This is a genomic window from Streptomyces sp. Je 1-369, from assembly GCF_026810505.1.
In the GTDB taxonomy this organism is placed as follows: Bacteria; Actinomycetota; Actinomycetes; order Streptomycetales; family Streptomycetaceae; genus Streptomyces.
On the sequence record NZ_CP101750.1, the window covers coordinates 6,220,668 to 6,233,203 of the forward strand.

Here is a 12,536-nt window from a genome sequence, read left to right on the forward strand (position 1 = left end):
TCCGCCGAAGACCGGTGCCGCCCCCATGCCGCTGCTGTAGCCTGGCCGGGCGTCGGCAGGCGGACGTGCTCCATACCCCGGGGTCCCGGCAGCCCGGGGGGAGTGAAGGGCTCTGACGAACCCACCTGCACTCACCGCCAGTTGTCAGGGATGTACGCATCACCTCAGTGGCCGCGCCGGGCGGCAGAGCCACAGGGGGACGTATGTCCAAGAAGCAGAGCAACCGGCAGCGCGCGGCAGATCTGTGCCACAAGGCGACCGACGTCGGCCATCAGCAGTGCATGAACTGGGCGGACCAGGGCAAGGTTTCCCGACGTCAGCCGGTACCCGACGCGGCCACCCCGAATCAGCGGCGGTTCGAGGCCCTTCTTGCGCACCACCTGACCGAACCGCTGCGGGACAGTCAACTCGACGGTGCCGTACTGGGGCTGAGGGGTGTGGTCCCGGACGCGGTTCGGCCGACACTGCACCTGCACCCCGTCATGGCGAGCTGGATCGTGGCGGAACTGCTGCCGTGCTTCGACGTGTCCTTCGGCGGGATCCGCGGGGTTCCGGGACTGCGCCTCGCGCACTCCGACGGACAATGGATGTTGGTGGACGTGAGCAGCACGGCAGCCGTGCGCCTGAAGCACGACGACCCCGACTGGCGCCCCACGCTCCGGGAGCGGCAACGTGGCATGACATCCATCTGGCGGGACGCACCCACCAGGCTTTCGCGCGTCGAGCGTCAGGAAATCGCCTACTGGGAGTCGGAGAAGGTTTCTGTCGCCTACCCCAAGGCCCGCGACCTGCTGTTCAGCCGTGTGCTGCGCCGCCCCCTCCTGATCAACGCCGCAGCGAGTTCGCACGGGTGGGCCAACACCTACAACCACCACACCGAGGACATCGTCGTCGAGTGGTGCTGTGGAACGCCTGCCACCGAGATTGCCGCCGATCTCCGGCGCAGCGGAATCACCGCGACTGCCGAGGGTGTGGATGCGCGGCCGACGTACAGCCGTGACCCGCATCCGGAGCGCATCGACATCGGTGACGCCTCCCTCGTGCTGCGCTGTCTCAACGCCACCTGGTGTCGGAGAGGCGCCGAGCGGATCGCCGCCGCGAACCGCAGGAAGTACCGGTGAAGGCCATGGAGATCGTCGTTGTGTCGATGCTCGCGCTCGGGATCCTTTCGGCCTTGTTGCACGCGGCCCTCAAGGCGTACCGGGACGTGCAGATCCTGCGCCTGCTGCGAGGGACCATTGCGGAGTGCACGCCGGACGAGCGAATGCGGCTGTGCCTCGAACTGGCACAGGCGCTGCGCGGTGCCGCTTGCCCGCCCCCGGAAGCGTCGGCGGGGCAGGACTGAGTCACGGATGCTCGCGCGCCCGTGTGCGGGGTCAGGAACCCTTGGCCGCCGAGATGACCTCGTCCAGGACCTGACGGGCCCGCAGCAGGTCGTCCACCTGGCGGTCGATGCGAGCCCGCTCCTCGGCGAGTTCGGAGATCAGCCACGGGGTGGCGGACGCGGACGGGCCACCGTCCCCGTCCCGCATGCAGGGAAGCAGTTGGACGATCTTCGCGCTGCACAGGCCCGCCGCGAACAGCTCCTGGATGTGGACGACGCGGTCCACCGCGGACTCCGGGTAGTCGCGGTGGCCGCCCGGGGTACGGTCCGCGTACAGGAGGCCCTGCTCCTCGTAGTAGCGCAGGGACCGCTCGCTCACAGCGGTACGCTTCGCCAGCTCGCCGATCCGCACGCCGTGCTCCTTCGCACTTGAATCTCACACCGGTGTCAGCTTCTACCGTTCCGGCATGACGAACACCGCGCTTCTCTCCCCCTATTCCGCAGGCCCCCTCGGCCTCCTCCGCAACCGCATGGTGATGGCCCCCATGACCCGCGCCCGCGCCGCGGAGGACGGCACCCCGCTGCCGGTCGTCGCCGACCACTACGCCCAGCGTGCGGGCGCCGGGCTCATCGTCACCGAGGGCATCTGGCCCAGCAGCCGCGGGCAGAGCGGCTGGCGCTACCCCGGGTTGCAGACCGCCGCCCATATCGAGGGGTGGCGGCGGGTCACCGACGCCGTGCACGCCGCGGGCGGCCGCATCTACGCCCAGCTGATGCACGGCGGCCGCAACGGCCACCCGCTGGCCCGCATCGACGGGGACCTGCCGCTCGCGCCGTCGGCCGTCACGCCGCCCGGCCACGCGCACGGACCGGACGGCACCAAGCCCGACTACGTCGCCCCGCGCGAGATGACCCGCGACGACATCCGCACGGCGGTACGGGACTTCGTGGACGCCGCCCACAACGCCGTCGCCGCAGGCTTCGACGGGGTCGAACTGCACGGCGCCAACAGCTACTTGATCCACCAGTTCCTCGCCGACAACACCAACCTCCGCGACGACGAATACGGACGTGGCTCCACCGCCGACCGCATCCGCTTCGCCGTCGAGGTGGTCCGCGCCGTCGCCGACGCCATCGGCGCCGAACGGCTCGGGCTGCGGCTCTCGCCGGGCAACCCGCAGTTCGGCATGGCGGAGGCCGACCCCGGCCCCGTCTACCGCGCGCTGCTCGACGAGATCGACGGACTCGGCCTCGCCTACCTCCACCTCACCGACAACGACCGCTACCCGGCCCTCGCCGACCTGCGGCCCCGCTGGCACGGCACCCTCATCGGCAACGTCGGCGAGAACGGCGACCCGACGACGCGGGAGGCGGGCGAGGCCGTCCTCGCGGGCGGTCTCGCCGACCTCGTGTCGTACGGGCGCGGGTTCATCTCCAACCCCGACCTGCCCGAACGGTTCGCCGCGGGGGCGCCTCTCCAGGAGATCGACGAGGCCCACCTGTATACGCACGGCGCGGAGGGCTACACGGACTATCCGGCGCTGACGGAGCTGCTGGTCTCCGCTCAGACCTCCACGAGCACCTGATCCAGCGATTTCCGTACGAGGTCGGGGACCCGGCAGTCCGCCGCCGGATAGCCCACGGGGATCACCGCGAACGCCTTCTCGTTCTCCGGGCGGCCGAGCACCTCCCGCAGGAACCGCATCGGGCTCGGCGTGTGGATCAGTGCGGCGAGGCCCGACAGGTGCAGGGCGGACAGCAGCATCCCCACCGCGATGCCGACCGATTCGTCGACGTAGTAATGCTTGTGCTTGGTGCCGTCCTCGCCCAGCCAGTACCGCTGCTGGAAGACGACGATCAGGGCGGGCGCGTCCGTCAGGTGCGGCTTCACCTCGTCCGTGCCGAGGGGGCGCAGGGCCGCCAGCCACTCCTCGCCGAGGCGGCCGTCGTACGAGATCTGCTCCTCGTGCTCCGCGGCCTCACGGATGCGGCGGCGGACCTCCGGGTCCTGGACGAGGACGAACGTCCACGGTTGCTGGTGGGCGCCGGACGGTGCGGTCGCCGCGCACGCGATGGCGTCCCGTACGACCTGCGAGGGCACGGGGTCCGGAGCGAACTGCCGCACGGTGCGACGCTCTTGCATGCGCTCCCTCAACTCGGTCGAGTGCGCCAGGGATTGGGTCGCGGGCATGCGGTCCGGGCGGTACGGAACGGAGCTGTAGGGCTCGCCGTGGATGGGGGTCCACTCTCGCTGCTGCTCGGTGTCAGACATGCTCCGATTCTGGGGTGGGGGACGGGGTTCGCGCCATGGTGCAGACCAATCGTGATCAGCTCCGGCCGACCAGCTCCAGCCCGTCACGATCAGGGTGAGAGGGGATGTCGGCGGACGAGGGCCGCACGCACGCCGGACAAATCTGGATGCGTACTCAGCTGCGGTCTGAGTACCGTAAGGACGTGAACACCCTGCGCAGAGCCCACACCAGTGATCTGACGGCGGCCGAACTCCGGGACGCGCGCGCCCTGATGGACGACGCCTTCGACGGCGACTTCGGCGACCACGACTGGGAGCACGGGCTGGGCGGCGTCCACGCCCTCATCCACGACGGGGCGGGTGCGCTGCTCGCCCATGGTGCCGTGGTGCAGCGGCGGGTCCTCCACGACGGGCGTTCCCTGCGGATCGGGTACGTCGAAGCGGTCGCCGTACGGCCCGACCGGCAGCGGCAAGGCCTCGGCGGTCAGATCATGGGAGCCCTGGAACAGGTCATCGACGCGGCGTACGAACTCGGCGCGCTGTCCGCGTCCGACGACGGCGCGCGGCTCTACCTCTCACGCGGCTGGCAGGAGTGGAAGGGCGCGGTCGGCGCGCTCGGTCCGGCGGGCGTGGTCCACATGCCCGATGAGGAGCCCCCGCTGCTCCGGGGCGCGGACCTCGATCCGGCGCACGAGTTCCTCATCGACTGGCGTGACGGGGACGTGTACTAGGGCCTGTGCCGGCTTACTGGTCGGTGTCGGCGCGGACGATCATCTTTCCGCGGTTCTCGCCTCGGAGCATCCCCAGGAACGCGTTCACGATCCCGTCGAATCCGTCCACCAGGGTCTCGTCCAGTGTCATTCGACCGCTCTGCAGGTGCGGCACCACGATTTCGTACAGCTCTTCCTGTAGTTCGTAGTAGTCGCGCACGAGGAAGCCCTCCATGCGGAGGCTCTTCTCGACGATGTCGGGGAGGTTGCGGAGCGCGTAGGGCGTGCCCGTCGCGTTGTACTGGGCGATCGTGCCGACCCGTACGATCCGGCCGCGGTCGCGCAGCGAGGAGATCGCGGCCTCCAAGTGCTCGCCGCCCACGTTGTCGACGTACAGGTCGATGCCGTCGGGTGCCGCCTTCGCGAGGAGGTCGGCGGTCGGGCCCGCGTGGTAGTCGAAGACCTCGTCGTAGCCGACGTGTTCGGTGAGGTACGCCGCCTTCGCCGCCGTGCCCGCGCTGCCCACGATCCGTCCCGCGCCCATGAGCCGGGCCAGACGTCCGGTCGCCGTGCCGACTCCGCCCGCCGCCGCCGAGACGAACAGGTCCTGGCCCTCGCGGAGTTCGGCGATGCGGGTGAGGGCGACGTAGGCGGTGAGGCCCGTGCCGCCGAGGATGCTCAGGTGTGCGGAGAGGGGTACGCCGTCGAGGTGGGGGAGCTTGCGCGCCTCGTCCGGGGTGACCACGGCGTGTGTGCGCCAGCCCTGACGGTGGGCGACGATGTCGCCCTCGATGAGGGCGGGGTCGCGGGACTCGACGACGCGGCCGATGGTGCGGCCCTCCAGCGGGGCGTGGAGATCGAAGTCGCCGTCCATCATTTCGCGGTGGTACGGGTCGACGGACCAGTAGAGGCCTTCGACCAGGGCGGTGCCGGGCGTGGGGCGGGGGAGCGGGGACTCCACGAAGGCGAAGTGGTCGGTGGTGGGGAAGCCGTGGGGGCGGGACGTCTGGTGCACGGTGAGCGCGGTGTCGGTCATGTCCGTGACCGTAGGCAGGAATGCGCCGGCCGGGGAGCGGGTTGCGCTCATGGAACGGCCCGAACCATGAAGGGCCCTCATAGAAGCAGGTGAGCCCGGTGTCCCGGACGACGACGCCCGCCGATCTCGCGCCGCACGAGCTCCGCATCCTCGTCGCGGTCGACCGCGAGCGCGGCTTCTCGGCCGCCGCGCAGGCCCTGGGCCTGACCCAGTCCGCGGTCTCGCACTCGATCCGCGGCACGGAACGCAAGGTCGGCGCCGTGCTCTTCGAGCGCGGCAGGAAGGGCGCGACGCCCACCCCGGCGGGGGCAGCGGCGGCCGCGCACGCCCGGCGCGTGCTGCGGCTGCTCGACACGCTGGTCGAGGAGGCGCGCGGTGCCGCCCGGGGCGACGGCGGTGCCGGGGGGAGTGCGACGGAGGGGACGCTGCGCGTCGCCGCGTTCCGCAGCGCCGCCCTGCACCTGCTGCCGGCCGCCCTGGAGCGGCTCGCCGTGAGCCATCCCGGGATCAGGCCGGAGGTGCGGGTGGTGCGCGAGCTGGGCGCGGGCACGGCGAGCGAGGTCGCCGAGGGGCGCGCCGACGTGGGGATCGCGACGCTCGGAGGCACCTCGCCGGTGCCGGCCGGGCTCATCGGCGACGTACTCATCGAGGAGCCCTACGCGCTGGTGCACCCGGCGGGTCACCCTGACCCGCGCTCGCTGCCGCTGGTGGACTGGCACGAGAACTGCGGCTCGTACACGCGGGAGTGGTGGGGGAAGCAGGAGTGGATCCCCTCGGCGACGGTCCTGACCGAGGACGACGGAGCGGTGCTCTCGATGGTGAGCAGGGGTCACGGAATGGCGATCATGCCCGCCCTCTCCCTGACCGGAGCACCGGACACCGTCGAGATCACTGATCTCGGAACAGAGCGCCCGACCCGCTCCGTAGGCTACGTCACCACTCCTGAGCTGGCCTTTTCCGTAGCCGTACGCGCTCTGATCCGCGAGCTCAGGGCGGCACGCGCGTGAAGCCGTCTCAGATAGTAGGAAGTCCGAGTAATCGTGGAGACAGACGCTCCGTTCTCCCTTAGCTTGGAAGAAGCCGAACGTCTCGCTCGATCAAGCGAATGGCGGTCGTGAGCCGGAGCCGCACGCAGGCGAACCCTGCCGCTCCGTCGCTCCCCGCCCCCGGCGTCTCGAACGAATACACCCTTCCCTCAAGGAGTGGATCCCCCATGGCCGAGACGACCGCCCGCCGAGTCCGTCACACCTCCCGCACCAGCGACGCCGAGCGCAGGAACGCCGCCGCCGCCCTCCAGCGAGCCCTCGACCGCCGGGACAACGGCGGCGAGACGGGTCACTAGTCAGGTCACTAGTCAACGGGTCGCGGCGAGCGGGTCACCGCGTCCCGCGTACGACCTCGAAGTGGTCGATGCGTTCGCCGTTCTCGGCGAGCGCGGAGACCGAGAGCCTGGGGCGCGCCCCGGCCGTCACCTCGACCGCGAGGAACGAGAAGCCGGTGTAGCGCACCCGTGACCACGCCACGCGGTCCGGGTCGGGGCGGCGTGACGTCGTCCAGTGGAAGGTCTCGATGCTCTCGTGATCGTGGACGTTGCCCTCGTAGCTGTCCTTGACGCCCGGGCCGAAGCCGTACAGGTCCTTGCCCGCGCCGCCCGCGGTGACGTACACGATGCCGTCGCGCGTCGAATCGGTCGACGCGCCGACCGGCACGGGCTTGCCGACCTGGCCGTTCTTGATGGCGTCCGTGCGTTCGTAGACGTGGTTGTGGCCGTTGACGACCAGGTCCACCCGGTGCTTGCCGAACAGCTCCAGCCACGCGTCGCGCACACCTCCGTCGGAGGCGTGCGTCGACGTCGAGTACATGCAGTGGTGGAAGAAGACCACCACGAAGTCGACGGTGTCGTCCGCGCGCAGTTCGCGCAGGCGCCGGTCGAGCCAGGCGGTCTGCCGCCCGTCCGTGTAGCCCTTGTTGGCGGGGATCTCGTACGAGACGTCGTTGGCGTCCAGTGCGACGACGCCGACGTTCCCGTACCGGAAGGAGTAGACGCCCGGCGCGTTCTCGGGGTCGAAGCCGTTCTCGGGGAGCGACCAGCGGGCGCGCTGCCCGCCGTAACCGTTCGGCGAGTACCACGCCTCCATGTCGTGGTTCCCGGTGGTCACCATCCACGGCACCGACTTCGCGACGGACTCCGTCTGGGCGAGGAAGGTGTCCCACACGCGCGCGTCATACGTGTCCGACTCCTTGCCGTGCCCGGTGGTGTCGGCGTAGCAGATGTCGCCCGCGTGCAGGTGGAACGACGGGTTCTGGCCCAGGATCACCTGGTCGTTGGCGAGTGCGTGGTAGCTGACGCCCTGGTCGCCGAAGGCCGTGAAGACGAACTTCTCCGGCTGTGCGGGCGCCGTCCTGAACGAGCCGATCGTCGCCATCCGCTCGGGGGACGCCGGGTCGAAGCCGTCGTGGCCGACGCCGTAGTAGTACGTCGTGCCGGGCCGCAGGCCGTCGAGCGCCACGTGCAGGTAGTACTGCTCGACCGCGGGCAGCTTCTTCGACAGCGACGGGGTGTGCAGGTCGCGCACCTCCGCCTCGATCTTCCGGTCGAGCTCCCAGGGCCGCGTCCCCACGCGTACGTAAGGGGACTTGACCGCGAGCGGCACCTGCCAGGAGATCCGCATCTGCGTCTTCGGGTCGGCGCCGAAGGCGAGGTGGCGGCCGAAGGGCGCCACGAACCTGCCGTCGACGCGCACGGGCGTGCTCGCCGCGGTCGCTGCGTGTGTCGGTGACGTACCCGAACCGTTCGCCGTCCCCGAACCGTCGGCCGTCCCCGAACTGCCGGCCAGCAGGCCTATCCCGCCCACCGCCCCCGCCGTCGCGAACGAACTGGCGAGGACCCTGCGGCGGGAGAACTTCGCGCGCAGGTACTCGTGCTGTTCGGGCATGCTCAGCCGGGCCGCGAGCCGCTCCGGAATGCCGACATCGGGAGTGTCCATGGCAGGGAACTTCCCAGCGGGGCCCAACTTCCGCCCCACTCCCGGGTGAACAGCAGCCGTCCGTGAAGCGATGGAGCGGCTGCCCACTGCCCGCTGTCCGCATGCCGGACACCTCATGTCATCCCGTGGGACGAAGAGTACGGTGCTTGCATGTCGGCCAGTTCTCGCAGCATCAATCTCGCAGTCATCCCCGGAGACGGCATCGGCCAAGAGGTCGTGGCCCAGGGGCTCAAGGTCCTCAACGCCGTGCTTCCGCAGGATGTGAAGCTCGAGACGAAGGAATTCGACTTCGGTGCCAGGCGGTACCACGCGACCGGTGAGACCCTCACCGACGCCGACGTCGAAGAGCTGAAGCAGCACGACGCGATCCTGCTCGGCGCGATCGGCGACCCGTCGGTCCCGTCCGGCGTCCTGGAGCGCGGCTTCCTGCTGAAGCTCCGCTTCCTCTTCGACCACCACGTCAACCTGCGACCCTCGAAGCTGCTCCCGGGCGTCGCGACCCCCCTCAAGGGTCAGCCCGCGATCGACTTCATCGTCGTGCGCGAGGGCACCGAGGGCCCGTACACGGGCAACGGCGGTTCGATCCGCACCGGGACGCCGCACGAGGTGGCCACCGAGGTCTCCGTCAACACCGCCTTCGGTGTGGAGCGCGTGGTCCGCGACGCGTTCGCCCGCGCGCAGGCCCGCCCGCGCAAGAAGCTGACGCTGGTCCACAAGAACAACGTCCTCGCGTACGCCGGTCACCTCTGGACCAACGTGTTCAACCAGGTGGCCAAGGAGTTCCCCGAGGTCACCACCGACTACATCCACGTCGACGCCGCGACGATCTACCTCGTCACCGACCCCGGCCGCTTCGACGTGATCGTCACCGACAACCTCTTCGGCGACATCATCACCGACCTCGCCGCCGCCGTCTCCGGCGGCATCGGCGTCGCCGCCTCCGGCAACATCAACCCGAGCCGCGAGTTCCCGTCCATGTTCGAGCCGGTGCACGGCTCGGCCCCGGACATCGCGGGCCAGGGCAAGGCGGACCCGTCCGCCACGGTCCTCTCCGTCGGCCTCCTCCTGCGCCACCTCGGGTACGAGGCCGAGGCCGCGCGCATCGAGGAAGCGGTCTCCGCCGACCTCGCGGAGCGCGGCGGGACGGTCCGCAGCACCGAGCAGATCGGCGACGCGCTCGCGGTACGGGTGGCGCGCTGACCCGGTAGCTCCCAGAGCACACAGAAGCCGCCGGGCCACGCGGGACACCCGGCGGCTTCTCGTACGTGGCCCCCGGGTGTCACCATCGACCCCCGGGCCGCACCCATGCCGTTTCTCCCTCGGGGCCCCGCGAGCGATAATCGAACGAGGGGCCGTGAAAGCAGCAGGGAAACTCGGACGTCCTAGTACTGGGCGTACGGATGTGAGCGCGGTCCGTCACCATCACACGTGAAGGACGAAGTACTCATGACGACGACGCCGACCATCGAGCTCAAGCCCTCATCGACACCGCTGGCCACCGCCCAGCGCGAGGCGATCCTGGCCGAACCCGGGTTCGGCCGCCACTTCACCGACCACATGGTGACGATCAAGTGGACGGAGGGCCGCGGCTGGCACGACGGCCAGCTCGTGCCGTACGGCCCGCTCTCCCTCGACCCGGCCACCAACGTCCTGCACTACGCCCAGGAGATCTTCGAGGGCCTGAAGGCCTACCGGCAGCCCGACGGCACGGTGGCCACGTTCCGCCCCGACGCCAACGCCCGGCGCTTCCAGTCCTCCGCGCGCCGCCTCGGCATGCCCGAGCTGCCCGTCGAGACGTTCATCGAGGCGTGCGACCTGCTGGTCAAGCAGGACATCGACTGGGTCCCCGCGCACGGCGGCGAGGAGTCCCTCTACCTGCGCCCCTTCATGATCGCCACGGAGGTCGGCCTGGGTGTGAAGCCCGCCAACGAGTACCTCTTCGTCGTCATCGCCTCGCCCGCCGGCGCGTACTTCCCCGGCGGCGTCAAGCCCGTCTCCATCTGGCTCTCCGAGGACCGCGTGCGGGCCGTGCCCGGCGGCATGGGCGACGCGAAGACCGGCGGCAACTACGCGGCGTCGCTGCTCGCGCAGGCCGAGGCGGCGGCGAAGGGCTGCGACCAGGTCGCCTACCTCGACGCGGTCGAGCACAAGTGGGTCGAGGAGCTGGGCGGCATGAACCTGTACTTCGTGTACGGGAACAAGATCGTCACCCCCACCCTGACGGGGTCGCTGCTCGCGGGCGTCACCCGCGACTCCCTCCTCTCCGTCGCCCGTGACCTCGGGTACGAGTCGGAGGAGGCGCGCGTCTCCATCGACCAGTGGAAGACGGACTCCGAGAACGGCACGCTGACCGAGGTCTTCGCCTGCGGCACGGCGGCGGTGATCACGCCGGTCGGCACGGTCAAGAGCAATGCGGGGGAGTGGCAGCAGAGCGAGGGCCGCCCGGGGGACGTCACGCTGAAGCTGCGTGAGGCGCTGCTCGACATTCAGCGGGGCAAGGCGGTGGACCAGCACGGCTGGATGCACGGGCTCGGCTGAGGACTTCGACGGTATCCACGACAGCCCCGCGGCATACACCCGCGGGGCTGTCGCGCGTCCACTCGCGGCTGCGGGCCGGTGGGGGTCGCTCGCGCAGTTCCCCGCGCCCCTGAAGCGGCTCCGCCGCCCAGGTGCAGGGCGGGGCCGGCTGGTCAGGCCAGGGGGTCGGCGGCCGGGGCGGTGGTCGGGGCTCGGTCGGTGCGTGCTGTCAGTGCAAGGTAGCCCGCTCCGCCCACCACCCCCGAGAGCAGGAAGCTGCAGTCGACCCCGCCGGTCCAGGAGAGGAGCGGGCCCTCGTACGAGGGGAGTGACACCGCCAGGACGCCTGCCGTCGCGCCCAGCGCCCACGCCCCCGTGGCCCGCGCGTTCCAGCCCGAGCGGTACCAGTAGACGCCCCCCTGCGAGCGGCGGTTGAAGACCTGGAGGGCCTCCGCGTCGTACGCGCCGCGGCAGCGTACGAAGCCGATGAGCGTGATCACCGCCCACGGCGTGCCGATCGCCGTGAGGAGCAGCACGAAGGACGTCATCGCGTCCTGCGCCTCCCACGCGTAGTGGCCCACGAAGACGCAGGCCGTGGCGACGACGGCGACCGTGTACGTGGCGCGGGCGCGGGACGCGCGGGGCAGGATCGCGTCCAGGTCGAGGCCCATGGAGTAGAGCATCAGGCCCGCGTTGCCCACCGATCCCGCGGACGCGGCGAGGAGGAGCGGGATGAGGTACCAGGTGGGGGACGCGTCGACGAGCCCGCCCGCGTAGTCGAGCGCCGCGCGCGCCGCGTACGCCGTGAACGTGCCGAAGAGCTGGGGGACGAGGAGTCCGGCCAGCAGGCCCGCCCAGGCCGCGCCCAGGACCGCGCGGGAGCTGTGCCGGGCCGGGGAGATGTAGCGCGTGTAGTCGCCGAGGAGGGTGATGAAGGCGATCGGGCCGGACAGGCCCGCTGCGACCAGGGCCAGCAGCCACGTCGGCCAGAACGAGCCGAGCGCGTAGCCCCCCGCGCCGGGCAGCGCGGCGGTCGTGAAGTCGGGGGCGTAGGCGATGACGCCGAGGGCGAGCAGCGCCGTCATGCCGACGGCGAGGACGCGGGAGAGGCGCAGCAGGACGCGGTACCCGTAGACCGCGCCGGTCACGGTGGCCGCCGCGAGCAGGGCGTAGACCAGGGAGTACGAGAGTCCGCCGGCCGGCAGACCGAGCAGCCGGTGCAGCGTGCCGACCATCACGTCGCCGCCGATCCAGATGGTCAGCGCGGTGTAGCCGAGGGACAGGAGCAGGCCGACGACCGAGCCGACGAGGCGGCCGCGCACCCCGAACTGGGCGCCGGACGACGTGGAGAGGTTCGTGCCGGTGCGCAGCGAGACCAGGGCGAGCGGCGCGGTCAGCGCCGTACCGATCACCGTGCCCGCCACGACCGCGCTCACCGACTCCCACCAGCCGAGGCCGAACGACACCGGCAGCCAGCCGAAGACGATCACCCCCAGGCAGAGGTTGGAGCCGATGAGGATCGATACGAGATCGCGGGGGCCGCTGGTGCGTTCCCCGTCCGGGATGGTGTCGACTCCGCGCTGTTCTATCGGCATGAGGGTGCCCCTGACGCTCGCTTGGTCCCAATGGTTGCCCCACGTTTGAGCAGCGCTCAATGTGACGCGTTCGACCCCTCCCCGTCAATGCTTCCCGCATGCGGATTCCGTAGTTA

Annotated in this window: 13 protein-coding genes; 8 read left to right on the forward strand and 5 right to left on the reverse strand. The window is 70.7% G+C overall.

Annotated elements, in window-relative coordinates; genetic code table 11:
• Window positions 1–203 precede the first annotated feature (203 nt).
• Window positions 204–1,121 (forward strand): hypothetical protein, encoded by a 918-nt coding sequence (locus tag NOO62_RS28280; RefSeq protein ID WP_268773643.1) that lies wholly within the window; start codon window positions 204–206, stop codon window positions 1,119–1,121.
• Window positions 1,118–1,345, forward strand: coding sequence for a hypothetical protein (locus tag NOO62_RS28285; protein ID WP_268773644.1), 228 nt, complete (start codon window positions 1,118–1,120; stop codon window positions 1,343–1,345). The genes NOO62_RS28280 and NOO62_RS28285 overlap by 4 nt, the downstream gene beginning before the upstream one ends.
• Before the next feature lie 31 nt (window positions 1,346–1,376).
• Here NOO62_RS28285 and NOO62_RS28290 read toward each other — a convergent pair whose 3' ends face one another.
• Entirely contained in the window at window positions 1,377–1,736 is a 360-nt protein-coding gene (locus NOO62_RS28290; protein WP_268773645.1) for a MerR family transcriptional regulator, read from the reverse strand.
• Window positions 1,737–1,791: 55 nt separating this feature from the next.
• Here NOO62_RS28290 and NOO62_RS28295 point away from each other — a divergent pair, with 55 nt between their 5' ends.
• Window positions 1,792–2,910 carry an alkene reductase gene (locus tag NOO62_RS28295; protein ID WP_268773646.1) on the forward strand — a complete coding sequence of 373 codons (1,119 nt, stop codon included), beginning with the start codon at window positions 1,792–1,794 and terminating at the stop codon, window positions 2,908–2,910.
• On the opposite strand, the gene NOO62_RS28300 is transcribed toward NOO62_RS28295, so the two are convergent.
• A complete protein-coding gene (locus NOO62_RS28300) occupies window positions 2,889–3,596 on the reverse strand; it encodes a nitroreductase family protein (RefSeq protein WP_268773647.1) in 708 nt (235 codons plus the stop codon). The genes NOO62_RS28295 and NOO62_RS28300 overlap by 22 nt on opposite strands.
• A gap of 146 nt (window positions 3,597–3,742) precedes the next feature.
• On the opposite strand from NOO62_RS28300, the gene NOO62_RS28305 reads away from it, so the two are divergent.
• Window positions 3,743–4,306: a GNAT family N-acetyltransferase gene (locus tag NOO62_RS28305; protein ID WP_268773648.1), complete on the forward strand. Its 564-nt coding sequence runs from the start codon at window positions 3,743–3,745 to the stop codon at window positions 4,304–4,306.
• 13 nt (window positions 4,307–4,319) lie between these two features.
• Here the strand turns inward: NOO62_RS28305 and NOO62_RS28310 are convergent, their stop codons facing one another.
• Entirely contained in the window at window positions 4,320–5,321 is a 1,002-nt protein-coding gene (locus NOO62_RS28310; protein WP_268773649.1) for an NADP-dependent oxidoreductase, read from the reverse strand.
• Between the two features lie 98 nt (window positions 5,322–5,419).
• Here NOO62_RS28310 and NOO62_RS28315 point away from each other — a divergent pair, with 98 nt between their 5' ends.
• Together NOO62_RS28315 and NOO62_RS28320 are read left to right on the forward strand one after the other, a co-directional pair.
• Entirely contained in the window at window positions 5,420–6,328 is a 909-nt protein-coding gene (locus tag NOO62_RS28315) for a LysR family transcriptional regulator (RefSeq protein WP_268773650.1), read from the forward strand.
• Window positions 6,329–6,534: 206 nt separating this feature from the next.
• Window positions 6,535–6,663 carry a hypothetical protein gene (locus tag NOO62_RS28320; RefSeq protein ID WP_263398816.1) on the forward strand — a complete coding sequence of 43 codons (129 nt, stop codon included), beginning with the start codon at window positions 6,535–6,537 and terminating at the stop codon, window positions 6,661–6,663.
• Between the two features lie 34 nt (window positions 6,664–6,697).
• On the opposite strand, the gene NOO62_RS28325 is transcribed toward NOO62_RS28320, so the two are convergent.
• Window positions 6,698–8,308: a purple acid phosphatase family protein gene (locus tag NOO62_RS28325; RefSeq protein WP_268773651.1), complete on the reverse strand. Its 1,611-nt coding sequence runs from the start codon at window positions 8,306–8,308 to the stop codon at window positions 6,698–6,700.
• A 150-nt stretch (window positions 8,309–8,458) separates the two neighbouring features.
• Here NOO62_RS28325 and NOO62_RS28330 point away from each other — a divergent pair, with 150 nt between their 5' ends.
• Both NOO62_RS28330 and NOO62_RS28335 read left to right on the forward strand, forming a co-directional pair.
• Complete coding sequence (locus NOO62_RS28330) at window positions 8,459–9,508, forward strand: 3-isopropylmalate dehydrogenase (RefSeq protein WP_268773652.1); 1,050 nt, start codon at window positions 8,459–8,461, stop codon at window positions 9,506–9,508.
• 246 nt (window positions 9,509–9,754) lie between these two features.
• On the forward strand, window positions 9,755–10,846 hold the full coding sequence (locus tag NOO62_RS28335) for a branched-chain amino acid aminotransferase (protein ID WP_268773653.1): 1,092 nt from the start codon (window positions 9,755–9,757) through the stop codon (window positions 10,844–10,846).
• Between the two features lie 152 nt (window positions 10,847–10,998).
• On the opposite strand, the gene NOO62_RS28340 is transcribed toward NOO62_RS28335, so the two are convergent.
• Entirely contained in the window at window positions 10,999–12,420 is a 1,422-nt protein-coding gene (locus NOO62_RS28340; protein ID WP_268773654.1) for a cytosine permease, read from the reverse strand.
• Window positions 12,421–12,536: the final 116 nt, after the last annotated feature.